We start from the raw sequence: 15,250 nt of genomic DNA, 5'->3' as shown, positions 1-15,250 counted from the left end.
GTTACTTTCCCTGGAGGGCCTGGTCGGCGGTGCGGGCGGCGAAGGTGGAGCCACGCACGATGAGCTGGGAGTTGAGGTGGACGGCTTCGGTGGCGGTGGGTTTGCCGGCGATCTGTTCGAGGAGGAGTTCGAGGGCGAGGGAGCCGCTGCGGCTGATGGGAACGCGGACGGAAGTGAGTCCGGGTTCGGCGGCGGCGGCGATGTCGAGGTCGTCGATGCCTACCACGCTGATGTCTTCGGGGCAGTGGTAGCCGAGCGTCCGCGCACCGGCGAGCATGCCGATGGCGACGAGGTCGTTGTAGGCGATGACGGCGGTGGCGCCGCTGGCGACCACCGAAGCGGCGGCGGCCAGGCCGCCGTCGACCGTGGCGTTCTGGTTGCCCACGGTGACCAGCTCGATGCCCCACTCTCCGCAGAGGCGGGTGATGGCCGCGAGCCGCTGGCCGTTGGCCCATGAGGAGGCCGGTCCGGGAATGTAGGCGAGCTTGCGGTGGCCGAGGGCGTGGAGGTGTTCGACGGCCTGCCGGATCCCCTCGCCGGCCTCCATCAGCACACGGGCGGCCTGGTCTGCCTCGCCGTTGATCACGACGAGCGGCACGTTGCCGGCCAGGTTGTGGATCTGGTCCGACGGAAGCCGCGGGGAGCAGAGGATGATGCCGTCCACCCCGGTGGCGAAGGCAGCCAGGTGGTCACGCTCCCGGGTGGAGGATTCGGCGGTGTCGGCCAGGACCATGCGGTGCCGGCCGTGCCAGGCCTGGTCCTGGATGGCCTTGATGAGCGCGGCGAACACAGCGTTGGAGATGTCCGGGACCACGACGCCGAACGTGCGGCTGCCAGTGAGTCCGGGGACGTCGTAGCCAAGCTGCGCGGCGGCGTCCATGACCTTCTGCCGCGTTTCGGCGGCGAGCCGGCCGGGGTCACCGAACGCCCGTGATGCGGTGGCGAGCGAGACGCCCGCGAGCTTTGCGACGTCCGTGAGTTTTGCCGGCATCGGTCCTCCAGTTGCTTCCTTGAAACCCTTCGTTCCAAGTATGGAAATATTTGTACAACATTGTCAAGGGTTTTCATGATTTGCATCACGGGTTGAATGCAGGCGCCTACGGGTTGCCGGAGATGACATCCACCCAAGAAGGACGACGGCGGGAAGTTCCGCCGTCGTCCTTCGTTTGCTTGGAGTTTCCTGTACGGATAATGGGCGCTAAACACGCTTGAAGTCGCGAGAAATGGACAAAACTCGTCGCTGGCGGCGCGGTTAGAGGGTCGCGGCGAGGTGCTCGCCGACCGCGAAGGCCCGGGTGATGGCCGAGCCCAGGGTTGCGCCGCCGCCCGGGTAGTTGTTGCGGAAAACGCCCGCGGAGACGTTTCCTGCCGCGTAGAGTCCGGGGATCGGCTGCCGGTGCCGGTCCAGGACGCGGCCGTTGAAGTCGGTGTCCAAGCCGCCGGACGTTCCCAGCACCCCGGCGGCAATCCGGACGGCGTAAAACGGAGCCGAACGGAGCGGGGCCAAGCACGGGTTGGGGGTGTTGGCGGCATCGCCGAGGAAGCGGTCCTGGGGCGCGGCACCGCGGTGGAACTCCGTGTCCACTCCCTTTAAGGCGTCGTCGTTGAACCGTGCCACCGTGGTGGCCAGCCCGGCCGGATCGATCCCGATCTTGCCGGCCAGTTCCTCCAACGAATCCGCGGCCTTCATCCAATCAGCCGGAACGCCCGCGGCCGAACCGGCCACCGGGTACTTCGACAGGTACGCCGCATCGAACACGAGCCATGCCGGGTTGTTCTGCTGGCGGCCGGTCAGTGGGTCAACGGAGGCGAAGACGCGGCAGGCATCGTGGTAGTTCAGCGCCTCATTCACGAAGCGCTTCCCGGCCGCATTCACAGTGATCGAGCCGGGAAGGGTCATTTCCACGTTGCCCATCCGGCCGGACCGCACGCCGTCGTACTCGTGCGTGGCCTCGGAAATCACGGGCACTCCCCAGATGGCGGTCATGTCCGCCACTGCGGCGCCGGCCTTCAGCCCCAGCTCCAGGCCGTCGCCCTCGTTGGACGGCGCGCTGATCGGTGTCACCGGAAACGGCAGAAACGCCTGGCGGAGCCGCGGGTTCCACTCGAAACCGCCGGAAGCGAGCACGACGGCGGCCGCTGAGACGGTTCTGCCGGCTGCGCCGCCGCCGAGGGTCACCGTCCACTTGTCCCCATCGCGGGCCAGGTCCTCGACCGGCGCGGAGACCGCAATCTCCACGCCGCGGTCCAGCGCGCTCGCCAGCAGCGACCCTACCAGGGCGCCGCCCATGGTCCGCACGCCCGTGGCGGCACGCCGCGCCAGCAGCTCCGGATCCGCCGCCCGGCCGTTGAGCCGGTCGCGCTCCGTCATGGTCAGCAGCGGAAAGTACGACGACGGCCGGATCGCCTCCGCGAGGCCCGGGTACCCTGACGGGTCGAACGCGTCGTTGTCCAGGCCGCGTCCGCCGTCGGCCGCACCCTGCCATTCCATGTGGTAGTCCGGGCGGGCAATCGGCGTCAGGGAGAGCCGGGTTTCGGCGTCGAGATAGGCGACGGCCCGCGGAGCCGTGCTGATGTACCACTCCACCTCCGCCCGGGTCACTACGTGCCCGGCGGCCTCGGTGAGGTAGGCGACGCCGTCCTCGTGGCTGTCCCGGTAACCGGCCTGCCGGGCGAGGTGGTTGTTCGGTGCCCACATCACGCCGCCCCCGGCGGCCGTCGTGCCGCCGAGCAGCGGGGCCTTCTCGGCCACCAGCACCCTCAGCCCGGCGTCGGCCGCCCGGATCGCGGCGACCAGGCCGGCCGCGCCGCTGCCCGCGACCACCACGTCGTAGGTGCCCGAGATGTTCCCGGCGGGCGTGAGCAGCGGGCTTTCCGCCGTGCCGCCCAGGCCTGGGCCCCCGCTCACGCCGTCGCCCCCGCTCACGCCGTCGCCCCCGCTCACGCCCGCACTCCCGTGAGCGCGTCAGTTCCCGCCTCGTGGGCAGCGAGCGAGGCAGGCATGTCCACCACGATCTTGCCCACGGGTTCGGTGCGGCTGCGCATCAGTTCGAAGGCCTGCTGCAGGTCCCCGAAGCCAAAACGGTGCGTCATCAGCGCGCGGGCCTGGTCCCGATGCCGGGCCAGCAGTTCCAGCCCCGATGGGATGAGGTTGAGGCTGTTCCGGCTGCCGAGCAGGTCGATCTCCTTGAAGGGGACGGCGTTCATGGGGACGGACGCGGTCCGCGCCGAGATTCCCACCTGGACGATCCGTCCGGCGCTCGCCACCAGGCGGATGGCGGTCTCCAGCGAGGACGGAACACCCGTGGCCTCAATGACCAGCGCCGGCCCGCACGAGTCCGTCAGCGCATCGAGCCGGACGGACTGGTCAGCGCCGGGGAAGTCCGAACGGGGATGCACCAGCAGGGTGTCCGCGGCCCCGAACCTGGAAGCCAGCGCCAGCCGGTCCGGCTCGGTGTCGGCACAGACGACGCCCACACCCAGATCCGTCAGGTACAGCGTGGCGAGCAGCCCGATCGGACCGCTGCCCAGCACCAGGGCCGCTTCCCCCGGGGACGGCCGCCCCCGGTTCACCGCCTGCATGGCGATGGACGCGGGCTCGGCCATGGCTGCGAGATCCAGTTCCAGGCCGTCCGGCACGGGGCACAGTTTCTCCACCGGCATGCTGATCAGTTCCACGAGTGCACCGTCCGAATAGCAGCCGATGCAGCCGATGTTTTCGCAGACGTTGAACCGGCCCAGCCGGCACGGGCGGCACTGTCCGCAGTAGATCATCGGGCTGACGGCAACGCGGTCACCGGCGCGGATGCCGGCGGCGTTGGTTCCGATGGCCTCCACGATGCCGGCGAATTCATGGCCCTGGATGACGGGCAGCCCAGCCGGATAGTCGTCCTCCCAGATGTGCAGGTCGGTGCCGCACAGGGTGACGTTGTGGACGCGGACCAGGGCATGGCCGGGTTCGAGGGCAGGCTCCGGAACGTCCTCGTACCGGATGGTCTCCTTGGCGACAGTGCGTGCGATCAGCATGACGTGCCCCTAGTTCCGCGTGGCGTCGGCGGTTGCGTCGGCACCAAAGACGATGTTCCACTGCCGGATGCTGCGCTGCTCCACGAGGCCGTTGAGATAGAACGGGTCCTGGTCCATCAGTGCCTCGACGTCGGCCTTCGAGTCCGCCTTGATGATCAGCAGCGCGCCCGGATCTTCCTCCGGCCCGAACGGACCGCTCTTCACCAGCGTGCCGTCGTCGAACTGCTCCTGCAGGAATTCCACGTGGCGGGGGCGGTGTTCGTCCCGGCCGACGGACGAGTTGGCGGCGTAGGCGTAGGTGACGGCAAATGTTCCCATGGGTGTGTCCTCATCGTTGAGTTGGTGGTTGTTCCCTCCATGGTGGCCACCGGGATTGTGCCGCGTCCAACACTTATTCGGTCAATGAGTATGTGCAGAAAACACATAATGTACGACGGCGGGAGGCCGGGTTGGGTGTCTCAGCCGGACCGGGTGCCAGCCAGTGGAGACCGGATCACCCGGCCGGCGTCGGGAGGACTTCCTCGGCGACGGCCAGGGCGAGTGTCAAGGCGGGGGAGATGCCGGCCGGGTTCCATGCGAGGCCCGATTCCAGCAGCGGCGCGGTGCCGGTCAGCGGGATGAAGACTGTGCCGCCCGGCATGATGCTCGCGACGGAGGAGGGCATCAGGCTCACCCCGACCCCGCCGGCAACGAGCGACAGCGCGGTGTACGGATCCGTGACTTCCTGTGCCACCCTCGGCCGGAACCCGGCGGCCGCGCAGGCGGAGAAGATGGCCTCGCGGAGGGTGGATCCCTGCGCGGAGCGCATGGTGACAAAACCGTCGTCGGACAGTTCGGCGAGCCCGACCGCCGGCCGGTCGGCCAAGGGGTGGTCCACCGGCATGGTGGCGCCCAGCTGTTCGAGGGCGATGGTGCGGGTGGCCAGCGCGCCCGCGTCGAGCGGCAGCCCCACGAAAGCGAGGTCCAGCGAACCGTTGCGGAGCTGCTGCAGGGCGTCCTGGGTCAGCAGGCCTCCGGTGAGCGTCAGGTCCAGGGACGGATAGCGGTGGCGGAGCGCCCGGGTCAGCGGGGGAAGGGTCCGGTGGTTCAGCGCCCCGGAAAAGCCGATGCTGAGCCGGCCGTAGAACGTGCCCGGCTCGGTGACGGCGGAACGGCGGGCGAGATCAAGTTCGTCGATGATCCGGCGGGCGTGGGGGAGGAAGGCGACACCCGCTGTCGTCAGGGCGACCGAGCGGGTGTTGCGCTCAAACAGATCCGAGCCGAGCTCCTTCTCGAGCTTCCTGATGGTCTGGCTCAGTGGCGACTGCGCCATCCGGAGGCGGTGCGCTGCCCGGCCGAAGTGCAGCTCCTCGGCCACGGCAAGGAACGCCTCGATCTGCCGAAGCTCCATGCGTTCCTCCTGTGCCCTCGGACGGCAGAACTATTCCACGAATGGCAGAAAATGCCCTCAAATCGGCAATTTGAGGGCATTATCTGCCAGTTCGCGCGTCTGCTAGCGGACCGGGTTGCCCAGCTGCCGCAGCGGGGTCTTGTGGGTTTCCCGGGCCCAGTATGCGCCGGCCACGGCCAGCAGGGACGAGGCCGCGACGATCCAGGCGGCGGGGCCCCAGTTGGTCTTGTCGGCGCCGACCAGCGCGGTGCCCAGCAGCGGCGTGAAGCCGGCGCAGAGGATGCCGACCTGCAGGCCGATGGCCATGCCCGAGTAGCGGACCTTGACGTTGAACAGCTCGGAGAACCAGGCCGGGTAAATCGCATTGGACATCGAGTACGTGCCGGCGGTGATCACGGTGCTGGCGAGGAAGATCATCGGGATGTTGCCCGTGGAGATGACGGAGAAGTACACGAAGATCATCAGTCCGGACCCCAGGACGCCGGCGATGAACACCGGGCGCCGGCCGAACTTGTCCGAGAGCCGGGCCAGCAGCGGCTGGCTGAACATGGCGATGACGTTGCCCAGAATGCTCACCCACAGCATGGTCGACGCCGGCACGCCGACGGACACGGCATACGCGAGGCCGAAGGACTGCATGAACGTGTTGGTGACGGTTTCAAAGGACATCAGCGCGACCTGGAAGAACTGCGCCGGGTGCGTCTTGAACATCTTGGCGAACGGAAGCTTCACCAGTTCGCCGTGGTCGTGCTTTTCCTCGAAGACCTCGGGCTCCTCGAGGGATCGCCGGACCAGGTACGCGACCACCAGCACCACGAGGGACAGCCAGAACGGGATGCGCCAGCCCCAGGCGAGGCGGTCCGCCTCGCTCATGGCGGCCACGGGAAGGAACGCCAGGGAGGCCAGGACGATGCCGGCGGAGATGCCGCTCATGGCGAAGCTGGCGAAGAAGCCGCGGCGGCCTTCCGGAGCCTCCTCGGTGGACAGGGCGGAGGCACCAGCGGTTTCCGCGCCCGCGGAGAGACCTTGCATGAGGCGCAGGACCACCAGCAGGGCGGGCGCCCAGTAGCCGGCGGCGTTGAAGTCTGGAAGCGCGCCGATCAGGAACGTGGCCGATCCCATGAGCACCAGGGTCAGGACGAGGGTGTTCTTGCGGCCGATCTTGTCCCCAAGGTGGCCGAAGACGACGGCGCCGAAGGGGCGGGCCACGTAGGCGACGCCGAAGGTGGCAAACGAGGCGATGAGGGCGACAGTGGCATCGCCCGACGGGAAGAAGATTTTGGAGAAGACCAGTGACGCCGCGGTGGCGTAGATGAAGAAGTCGTAGTACTCCAGCGCGCCGCCGAGGAAGGCGGCGAGGGCGGCCTTCTTGGCGCGCTTGAGCTGGTACTGCTTCGCCTCAGCGGTCTGAGTAGGGGCGAGATCGGTCATTGCAGGGGGTCCTTCCGCACTGAAAGACGGGGTCCGAATTTTTGATTTGTGCGTATCGCGAACAGTCGTGCGATATGCGACTAAGAAAGGATAGCGCACAGTGAAGCGGCTCACAATCCGTATTTGTTTCCCCCGCTCCCGGCCGGACCGCGGCTCGTATCCTTGATAGGTCAGGAACAGCGCGCAGCTTCCACACGTCTTGGCGGTGTCCGCTGGAGGTTGCCGGGAGGTGCAGGGAGCCCATGGACGAACAGCCGGCCTACTTTGTGAAATCGGTCGAGAAGGCGTTCGACGTGCTCCGGGCCTTCACGCCGAGCGCTCCCCGGCTGACAGTGTCCCAGGTGGCTGCGGCTGCGGACACGACCCGGGCTTCCGCCCGGCGCTTCCTGCTCACCCTGGCCGACCTCGGCTACCTGCGGGCGGACGGGGCGCACTTCGAGCTGACCGCCCGCTCGCTGAACATCGGGCGGTCCTTCCTGGCCAACCTCGAGCTTCCGGCTATCGCGGACCGGCACCTGAAGACCCTCGCTGCGGAGCTGAACGAAACCACCTCCCTCTGTATTCTTGACGGCGCCGACGTCGTGTATGTCGCCTGTGTGCCCTCGCCCCGGTTGCTCAGCGTGACGATCACTGTGGGCACCAGGTTCCCGGCATGGGCCACTTCCATGGGGCGCGTGCTGCTGGGGGCCCTGACCGAGACGGATCTGCAGGCCTACTTCGAAACCGTCCGGCTGCAGAAGCTGACAGAGCACTCGATCGCAAGCCTGGACCAGCTGCGGACGGAAATTGACCGGGCCAGGTCCAGGGGGTGGGCCATGGTGTCGCAGGAACTGGAAGAAGGGCTGCGGGGTGTGGCTGTACCGGTGTGCCGCGGCGATGATGTGGTGGCGGCTGTCAATGTCTCCCTGCAGACCCACCGGTCGGCTGCCGAGGACATTGAAAAGTCCGTGGTGCCGCGCCTGCAGGAGGCTGCCCGGCAGATCGGCCTGGACTACGGCGGGGATGCGTCCGGGCTGCGGCGGGCCTGATGGCTAACTCGCCCTCAGGCGAATCCGTCATCCAGCGCGTGGTGAAGATCCTGGATGCCTTTTCGAAGGGCCGGCCGCGGATGTCGCTGAGCGAACTGGTCCGCGCCACGGGCATGTCCAGCAGCACCGCCCACCGGCTGGCCAACGACCTGGTGGACAGCGGGCTGTTGAACCGCAGTGAGGCAGGCGACTACGGCGTCGGCATGAAGATGTGGGAACTGGCATCCCGCAGCAATCCGCTTGAGGATTTCCGACGCCGGGGCCTTCCGTTCCTCGAGGGCGTCCACGCCGCCGTCCGGGAACAGGTTTCGCTCTCCATTCCCGACGTCGGTTCCGGCACCGTGCTGTACCTGGAGCAGCTGGACCGGCACGGCACTGCCACCAATCTTGCCGCGGTGGCCGGCCGGCTCCTGATCCACAACACTTCGTCCGGCATGGCCATGATGGCGCACATGCCGCGCGACGTGCAGGAACGGTTCCTGGCCGGGCCGCTGGAGAAAACCACGGCGGCCACGGAGACCGACCCGGCGCGCCTGCGCGCCCAACTCGCCCTGATCCGGGAACGCGGCTACGTCCGCATGGCGGGCGTCCTGGTGGAAGAAAACACCGCCTATGCCGTCCCCGTCTTTGGTGAGGGCAACAGTGTGATCGGAGCGATCGCCGTCGTAATTCCGACGGCGGACGAGGACCCCAAGGTGGTTCTTCCCGTCCTGGTGGCCGCGGGGCGCGGCCTGTCCCGGACCATGGGCGCAGAGCGCCGTCCGTACGGCAGGCGGCCCTGGCTCCAGGGAACCTGACCTCGGGCTCTATCCCTCCGCTGCTCACAGTTTCCGCGGCCATCGTCCCGTTGAATGGGAAGTTTCGCCGCGGGGCTTATCCCTGCTCCTAGTGTTTTCCTCCAGAGCGACAGCCACCGGACACGGTGCATGCTCACCACTCTGGCCCCACCAACTTCGGTGGCGGCCGCCCTGGAAACTCAATGAGGAGAACCTATGGGACACGTCCAGCCCCCAACCCCCGCCGCGGAGACCGTCGTCCTGGAACGCGCGGACAGCCTCCCGGCGAAGACCCCGCGGAAGGCCGCGCTGGCTTCCTTCCTTGGATCCACGCTGGAGTACTACGACTTCTTCATCTACGGCACGGCAGCAGCGCTCGTGTTTCCGAAGATCTTCTTCCCCGGCGGAGATCCGGTGGTTGCCCTGCTCGGGGCGATGGCCACGTTCGGCGTCGGCTACCTGGCACGGCCGCTGGGCGGCCTCATCATGAGCCACTTCGGCGACAAGATCGGCCGCAAGCAGGCGTTGATGATCACGCTGGTGATCATGGGCGTAGCCTCCATCGGCATCGGGTTCCTGCCTACCTATGACCAGATGGGCTACTGGGCCACGGCACTCCTGCTGGCGGGCCGGCTGGCACAGGGATTCTCCGCCGGTGCCGAGGCCGCCGGCGCCTCAACCCTGACCATGGAACACTCCCCGGAAGGACGCCGCGGCTTCTTCACCAGCTTCGTGATGACCGGCTACGCGTCCGGCATGGTGCTCTCCACGGTGGTGTTCATCCCGCTCGCAGCCCTCCCGGAGGAGCAGCTGCTGGGCTGGGGCTGGCGCGTCCCGTTCTGGCTGTCCGCCGTGGTGCTCCTGGTCGCCTACTGGATCCGCACCCGGCTCGAGGAGCCGCCCGTGTTCGAAGAGACCGTGGAAGCGAAGAAGCCCAAGGGCATGCCGGCGGCCGAGGTGCTGAAAACCCAGTGGCGCGACGTCCTGCGCGTGGGCCTGGTGATGCTGTTCTCCGTCATGCAGACCACCTTCACCGTGTACGCGCTGGCCTACGCCACCGGCAAGGGCATCGGCCTGGACCGGACCCTCATGCTCACCGTCAATGCACTCACCATCGGCCTGTCCATGTTCACCATCCCGCTGGCCGGCATCATCTCGGACCGGATCGGCCGCAAGAAGGTGCTCCTGGTGGGCTCCCTCGGCTGCGCCGTCACCTCGTTCGGCTACTTCTGGGCCATCAGCGAGCACAACATCGCCCTGATCTTCGTCTTCGGGTTCCTGAACATGTCCGTCTTCTACTCCTGCTGGAACGGCGTCTGGACGGTCTTCTTCCCTGAGATGTTCCCGGCGCCGGTCCGATACTCCGGGATGGCCATCGGCAGCCAGGTGGGCCTTATCCTCACCGGCTTCGCCCCTGCCATCGCCACCGTCCTGGCCCAGCCGGGCCCCGGCGGCTGGATCCCGGTGGCGGTCTTCACCGTGGCCTGCCTGGCAGTCTCCGCGATCGCCATCGCCACGGCCCGCGAAACGCACAAGACTCCCCTCGAGGAACTTGGCCTGCCGCGCCAGCGCCGGATTTCCGCCTGATATCCCCGGGGCCTACGCCCTCAGAATGAAAGTTGGAACCATGACCCCGTCAGCAACCGCCCCCCGAACCTACCGAGCCGGAATCGTGGGCTGCGGCGCCATCTCCCGCAACCACCTTGAGGCCTTCGCCGCCCTGGACAACGTCCAGGTGGTGGGGGTATGCGATATCGACCTGTCCCGGGCACGCGCCACCGCCCGGGCCTGGGATGTACCGAACGCGGTGGACACCGTGGACGAGATCCTGGCGCTGGGCGTAGACATCGTGTCGGTCTGCACGCCCCACCCCACCCATGAAGAGGTGGTGCTCAAGGCCGCGGCAGCCGGGGTGCACGTGCTCTGCGAAAAGCCGATCGCCACCCGGATCGACTCGGCCGAGCGGATGGTGGCGGCATGCGAGGAGGCCGGCGTTCAGTTCGGAGCACTGTTTCAGCGCCGCTTCTGGCCGGCCGCGCAGCGGATCCGCTCCGCCATCGACGACGGAACGCTGGGCCGCCCCGTCATGGCCCAGTGTTCGGTGATGCTGCACCGCGCGCCGGAATACTACAACCGGGACGCGTGGCGCGGCACCTGGCAGAGCGACGGCGGCGGCGTGCTCATGACGCAGGCCATCCACCAGATCGACCTGCTGCAGTGGTACCTCGGCGACGTGGCAGAGGTTTACGGCAAGGTCAACACCTACCGCCACGGCGACTACATCGACGTGGAGGACTCCGCCACCGCCGTCATCACCTTCACCTCCGGCGCCATGGCAACGCTCGAAGCTTCGACGGCGGTCTCCCCCAACCTGGGCATCCAGCTCCGGATCACCGGCGAAACGGGTGCTTCAGCTTCACTGACCGAGTTCCCCGAAGGCAGCGACGGCCGGCTGGACCTCTGGGCCGTGGGGGAGAAGATCACCGTGGAGCCCGTCCACCCCGAGGGCGTGGAGCCCAACACTGACCTGTCCACTATCAACGGCCAGCTGATTCCGCACCACACCAGCCAGGTCCGCGACTTCGTGCAGGCCCTGGACGCCGGCGCCGAGCCCGCCATCACCGGCAAGGACGCCCTCAAATCGCTGCGGATCCTGCTGGGGGTCTACGAATCCGCACGCACCGGCCGCCCCGTCCGCTTCGCTGACGCCGAGGTTCCCGCTGGCGTCGAAGTTCCGGCCGACGTCGTAGCCCGCGTTCCGGCGGAAGCGGCAGGCTGAGCCATGACCGAGCACAACACCCACCACGCTCCCCGCCCGCTCACCCTGGGCCGTAACGGCCGCACCCCGCGGACCCTCCGCAACCGCCTCGCCTCTGCCCCGATGGAACGCAACTACGGCACCGTGGACGGCCACATTACAGAGCAGTACATCGACTACCTGGTCACCCGGGCCAAGGCCGGGCTCGGACTGGTCACCACCGAAGCCACGTATGTGCGGGCCGACGGCAAGGGCCGCACGCACCAGCTGGGCCTGCACACCGACGCGATGGTTCCCGGGCTGCGCAGGCTCACCGACGCGCTGCACGCGGAAGGTGCCCTGGCCGCCGTCGAACTTAACCACGGCGGCCGGACCGCCCAGACGGCGGTGTCCGGGCATAAGAACGTGGCGCCCTCGCCGGTGCCCTGTGCCGTGGCCGGCGGGGAGGTTCCGCGGGAACTGACCGCCGCGGAATGCCATGACCTGGTGGCGTCGTACGCCGCGGCGGCCCGGCGGGCAGTGGCAGCGGGCTTTGACGTGATCAACATCCACGGCGCCCACGGCTACCTGATTCACCAGTTCATGTCCCCCGTCTCCAACCACCGCACCGACGAGTTCGCCGCGCCGGAGCACTTCCTGAACCTGGTCATCGACGCCGTCCGCGAGGCTGCGCCGGACGCCATTGTCGGGGTCCGGGTGTCCGTCGTCGAGGGCCCGGCGGAGGGCATCAGCGCCGCAGACCAGGTGGCGATCATGGCCAAGGCGCACCTGGACCAGCTGGACTTCCTCGACCTGTCCGCCGGCAGCTATGACGCCGGCGAATGGATCGTGCAGCCCGGCGAGTGGAAGCCGGGCCTGCTCCGCGATTATGCCGCGGCGTACCGCCGGTTCGGGCTCCCCTTAGGCATGGCCGGCAGGCTGAACTCGCCGGCCGTCATCGAGGAGGTCCTCGGCGCCGGCGTCTGCGATTTCGTCAGCCTGGCACGGGCCATCCACGCAGACCCGGCCTTTGTGGGCGGTGTGCTGCGGGGCGAGCCGTACCGGCCCTGCATCGCCTGCAACGTCTGCATCGATACGCTCGGCCAGGGGCAGGTCACATGCACCGTCAACCCCGCCGTCGGGCGCTCGCGGGTTCCCGTGCCGACGCCGGCCGTGCGCCCAGGTGCCCGGGTGGCCGTGGTGGGCGCCGGCCCCGCGGGCCTCACGGCAGCCCGGGAACTTGCCCTGGCAGGTGCGCAGGTCACCGTGCTCGACGACGGAGCCCGGCTTGGCGGGCAGTTCGCCCTTGCGGAACAGATGAAGTCCACCCCGGACTTCCATCGGTTCACCGACTGGTCCGCCGCCGAGAACGAACGGTTGGGTGTTGACATCCGGTTGGGCAACCAGGTGGATCCCCGCGACGTGGGGGCGCTGGTCCGGGAAACCGGGGCCGACGCCGTCGTGCTGGCCACCGGCGGGACACGCCCGCCGGCAGGTTTCCCGGGCTCCGACCTGCCCGGTGTGACGGACGTGCGGGACTGGCTCGCCGCCCATCCGGAGATGCTGCACGGCGACGGGCCAGCCGGCGGCGCCGTTCCCGAAGCCGTGACCATCTGGGGCGCCGACTCCGTGGCCATGAGCGTCGCCGACACCCTCGCGGACCGCGGCACCGCCGTGCTGCTGGTGGGGCCGCAGGACGTCCTGGCGCCGGAATCCGGGCGGCGGGCAAAGATCCTTGCCGTACCGCGGCTCGAACAGAATCCGCGGGTCCGGATCAGGCTGGGTGCCACCATCGAGGAATACGACGGCGGCCGGATCCGGATCGCCGGCACGTTCCGGGACGGGTCCGACTCGGAGTGGCTGGACGCGCCGGGGAGCCTGCTGGTGTCCCGTTCGGTGCTGCCGCTGGACGGTTCCGTCCCGGCGGAGGACCGCGAGGCGGGACTATCCGGCGAGGCCGGTGTGCCGGTGACGTTCGCCGGGACCATGGTGGAGCGGACCCCCGCCATCGCCTCCAACGCGGTGAAGAGCGGGTACGACGCCGCGCAGCGCATTGCCGCGGCGCTTGCCGCCGAGCCCGCAACGCCTGAGGCCGAAACCGCAGGACGCCCCTACGAACTCAGCATGAACGGAGCAGCATCATGAGCGCACCGCGCCGCCCGCTGGGCCTGGCCCAGCTGTCCCTCCTCAACACCGCCCCGCCCCAGTTGGTGGCCGTCGCCGCGGAAGCCGGCTTCGACTTCATCGGCGCCCGTGTCCGCGCCGTCACTCCCACCGAGCGCCCGTACGACCTGCAGCCCGGGTCGCCGATGTTGAAGGAGACCCTGGCCCGGATGGCCGACACCGGGGTCACGGTCCGCGACATCGAGTTCCTTCTGCTGGACGGCACCGACCAGCGCGATGCGTGGCTTGCCATGATGGAGGCGGGACAGGCCCTCGGCGCGGCATCCCTGACGGTGGCCGCGTCCGACCCCGACACCGCACGCCTTGCCGACACCCTGGCGCGCATGGCCGAGGACGGCCGCAGCTACGGCATCGTCCCCACCCTCGAGCCCATCTCCTACCAGGCGGTGAACTCCATCCCTGCCGCGGTGGCCCTGGCCCGCGCCTCGGGCTGCAGCATCGTGGTGGACGCGCTCCACCTGAACCGCTTCGGGGCGGTCCCGGGGTCCGCGCAGTGGCGGGACCTCGAGGCGAACCTCGGCCTGGTGCCGCTGCTGCAGCTCTGCGACGGCCCGGCCGCGCGTCCGGCCGACCGCGCGGCGCTGGTGACGGAGTCCCGCTCGGAACGCGGTGTTCCGGGCGAAGGAGACTTTGACCTGGTCGCCCTGGTCAGCGCTTTCCCCGCCGATGCTCCGGTAAGCGTCGAGGTGCCGTCGGACAGCACGGTCGCCCGGCTGGGCGAACTGGGCTGGGCGCGGAAACTCAAGGCCGCATCCGGCGCCGTGCTGCAGGCGGCAGGCAACCTCCAGAAAGCAGGAAGCAAATGAGCCGGGACGTTCAGGAAAGCCAGGCAGTACAGGAAAGCCAGGTAGTACGGGAACGCACGACGGCGGAACTGTCACCCGGCGTCGTAATTCCCCTGATCGGCCTGGGCACCTGGCCGATGACCGGCGGGGAGGCCGCCGACGCCGTGGCCCGCGCCATCGCCCACGGGTACCGGCACATCGATACGGCCGAAAACTACGGCAACGAGGAGGCCGTGGGCGAGGGGATCCGCCGCAGCGGCATCGCCCGCGCGGACCTGTTCGTCACCACGAAATTCAACAGGCAGTGGCACGGCAGAGCCGGCGTGCGCGAGGCCTTCGGTGCGGCAACCCGGCGGCTTGGCACCGAGTACCTGGACCTCTTCCTGATCCACTGGCCGAATCCTGCCCATGGCCGGTTTGTCGAGGCAGCGGAGGGGCTCACCAGGTTGGCGGAGGAGGGGCTGATCAGGTGCTGGGGCGTTTCCAATTTCAAGCCGGCACACCTGCGGGATCTGCAGGCAGCAGGCCTGGAAATACCGGTCAACCAGGTGCAGATCGACCCCGAACACCAGCAGTCGGACCAGCTGGCCTTCCATCGCGAGCACGGCATCGTCACCGCCGCGTACAGCCCCCTGGGCCGTAACGGCGGCTTCCTCTCGGCCCCTGCCGTCACCGGTCCGGCCGAGGAATACGGCAAGACACCGGCGCAAGTGGTACTCCGCTGGCAGGTCCAGTCCGGCCGCGTGGCCATCCCCAAGTCCGCCGACGACCGGCGGCAGCGCGAAAACCTCGACGTCTTCGGCTTTGCCCTCACGGAGGCGGAAATGGCCGGCATCGATGCCTTGGACACGGGCGCGCCGCCGCGGCTCGACTCGGACGAATTCGGACACTGA

13 protein-coding genes are annotated in these 15,250 nt (G+C 68.6%); 7 read left to right on the top strand and 6 right to left on the bottom strand.

The window, feature by feature from the left end; genetic code table 11:
* Position 1: 1 nt before the first annotated feature.
* The 6 genes from QFZ23_RS20900 to QFZ23_RS20875 form a co-directional block, all read right to left on the bottom strand.
* A complete protein-coding gene (locus QFZ23_RS20900) occupies positions 2 to 991 on the bottom strand; it encodes a LacI family DNA-binding transcriptional regulator (protein ID WP_306925924.1) in 990 nt (329 codons plus the stop codon).
* A gap of 261 nt (positions 992 to 1,252) precedes the next feature.
* Positions 1,253 to 2,944 carry an FAD-dependent oxidoreductase gene (locus QFZ23_RS20895; protein WP_306925923.1) on the bottom strand — a complete coding sequence of 564 codons (1,692 nt, stop codon included), beginning with the start codon at positions 2,942 to 2,944 and terminating at the stop codon, positions 1,253 to 1,255.
* Positions 2,941 to 4,026, bottom strand: coding sequence for a zinc-dependent alcohol dehydrogenase (locus tag QFZ23_RS20890; protein WP_306925922.1), 1,086 nt, complete (start codon positions 4,024 to 4,026; stop codon positions 2,941 to 2,943). Before QFZ23_RS20890 ends, QFZ23_RS20895 begins: the two co-directional genes overlap by 4 nt.
* A gap of 9 nt (positions 4,027 to 4,035) precedes the next feature.
* A complete protein-coding gene (locus tag QFZ23_RS20885; protein ID WP_306925921.1) occupies positions 4,036 to 4,344 on the bottom strand; it encodes a YciI family protein in 309 nt (102 codons plus the stop codon).
* Between the two features lie 175 nt (positions 4,345 to 4,519).
* Positions 4,520 to 5,416 carry a LysR family transcriptional regulator gene (locus tag QFZ23_RS20880; protein ID WP_306925920.1) on the bottom strand — a complete coding sequence of 299 codons (897 nt, stop codon included), beginning with the start codon at positions 5,414 to 5,416 and terminating at the stop codon, positions 4,520 to 4,522.
* A gap of 102 nt (positions 5,417 to 5,518) precedes the next feature.
* The gene (locus QFZ23_RS20875) at positions 5,519 to 6,847 is read right to left on the bottom strand and encodes an MFS transporter (protein ID WP_306925919.1); all 1,329 of its coding nucleotides are present in this window, start codon (positions 6,845 to 6,847) and stop codon (positions 5,519 to 5,521) included.
* A gap of 242 nt (positions 6,848 to 7,089) precedes the next feature.
* On the opposite strand from QFZ23_RS20875, the gene QFZ23_RS20870 reads away from it, so the two are divergent.
* From QFZ23_RS20870 to QFZ23_RS20840, 7 genes are all read left to right on the top strand, one after another.
* Complete coding sequence (locus tag QFZ23_RS20870) at positions 7,090 to 7,875, top strand: IclR family transcriptional regulator domain-containing protein (protein ID WP_306925917.1); 786 nt, start codon at positions 7,090 to 7,092, stop codon at positions 7,873 to 7,875.
* The gene (locus tag QFZ23_RS20865; protein WP_306925915.1) at positions 7,875 to 8,672 is read left to right on the top strand and encodes an IclR family transcriptional regulator; all 798 of its coding nucleotides are present in this window, start codon (positions 7,875 to 7,877) and stop codon (positions 8,670 to 8,672) included. Before QFZ23_RS20870 ends, QFZ23_RS20865 begins: the two co-directional genes overlap by 1 nt.
* 195 nt (positions 8,673 to 8,867) lie before the next feature.
* Positions 8,868 to 10,238, top strand: a complete 1,371-nt coding sequence (locus tag QFZ23_RS20860; protein WP_306925913.1) for an MFS transporter — start codon at positions 8,868 to 8,870, stop codon at positions 10,236 to 10,238.
* Between the two features lie 40 nt (positions 10,239 to 10,278).
* Positions 10,279 to 11,430 carry a Gfo/Idh/MocA family protein gene (locus QFZ23_RS20855; protein ID WP_306925912.1) on the top strand — a complete coding sequence of 384 codons (1,152 nt, stop codon included), beginning with the start codon at positions 10,279 to 10,281 and terminating at the stop codon, positions 11,428 to 11,430.
* Between the two features lie 3 nt (positions 11,431 to 11,433).
* On the top strand, positions 11,434 to 13,533 hold the full coding sequence (locus QFZ23_RS20850) for an oxidoreductase (RefSeq protein ID WP_306925910.1): 2,100 nt from the start codon (positions 11,434 to 11,436) through the stop codon (positions 13,531 to 13,533).
* Complete coding sequence (locus QFZ23_RS20845) at positions 13,530 to 14,378, top strand: sugar phosphate isomerase/epimerase family protein (protein ID WP_306925908.1); 849 nt, start codon at positions 13,530 to 13,532, stop codon at positions 14,376 to 14,378. Before QFZ23_RS20850 ends, QFZ23_RS20845 begins: the two co-directional genes overlap by 4 nt.
* Positions 14,375 to 15,250 carry an aldo/keto reductase gene (locus QFZ23_RS20840; protein ID WP_306925906.1) on the top strand — a complete coding sequence of 292 codons (876 nt, stop codon included), beginning with the start codon at positions 14,375 to 14,377 and terminating at the stop codon, positions 15,248 to 15,250. The genes QFZ23_RS20845 and QFZ23_RS20840 overlap by 4 nt, the downstream gene beginning before the upstream one ends.

The organism is Arthrobacter globiformis (assembly GCF_030818015.1).
GTDB classification, from domain to species: Bacteria; Actinomycetota; Actinomycetes; order Actinomycetales; family Micrococcaceae; genus Arthrobacter; species Arthrobacter globiformis_C.
The sequence above is the reverse complement of the archived record's forward strand: the minus strand, read 5'-3'. Positions and strand labels throughout refer to the sequence as shown.

Coding starts and splice junctions, on each gene's coding strand:
- QFZ23_RS20900 (WP_306925924.1), bottom strand. CDS start 991: ATGCCGGCAAAACTCACGGACGTCGCAAAGCTCGCGGGCGTCTCGCTC.
- QFZ23_RS20890 (WP_306925922.1), bottom strand. CDS start 4,026: ATGCTGATCGCACGCACTGTCGCCAAGGAGACCATCCGGTACGAGGAC.
- QFZ23_RS20885 (WP_306925921.1), bottom strand. CDS start 4,344: ATGGGAACATTTGCCGTCACCTACGCCTACGCCGCCAACTCGTCCGTC.
- QFZ23_RS20880 (WP_306925920.1), bottom strand. CDS start 5,416: ATGGAGCTTCGGCAGATCGAGGCGTTCCTTGCCGTGGCCGAGGAGCTG.
- QFZ23_RS20875 (WP_306925919.1), bottom strand. CDS start 6,847: ATGACCGATCTCGCCCCTACTCAGACCGCTGAGGCGAAGCAGTACCAG.
- QFZ23_RS20870 (WP_306925917.1), top strand. CDS start 7,090: ATGGACGAACAGCCGGCCTACTTTGTGAAATCGGTCGAGAAGGCGTTC.
- QFZ23_RS20865 (WP_306925915.1), top strand. CDS start 7,875: ATGGCTAACTCGCCCTCAGGCGAATCCGTCATCCAGCGCGTGGTGAAG.
- QFZ23_RS20860 (WP_306925913.1), top strand. CDS start 8,868: ATGGGACACGTCCAGCCCCCAACCCCCGCCGCGGAGACCGTCGTCCTG.
- QFZ23_RS20855 (WP_306925912.1), top strand. CDS start 10,279: ATGACCCCGTCAGCAACCGCCCCCCGAACCTACCGAGCCGGAATCGTG.
- QFZ23_RS20850 (WP_306925910.1), top strand. CDS start 11,434: ATGACCGAGCACAACACCCACCACGCTCCCCGCCCGCTCACCCTGGGC.
- QFZ23_RS20845 (WP_306925908.1), top strand. CDS start 13,530: ATGAGCGCACCGCGCCGCCCGCTGGGCCTGGCCCAGCTGTCCCTCCTC.
- QFZ23_RS20840 (WP_306925906.1), top strand. CDS start 14,375: ATGAGCCGGGACGTTCAGGAAAGCCAGGCAGTACAGGAAAGCCAGGTA.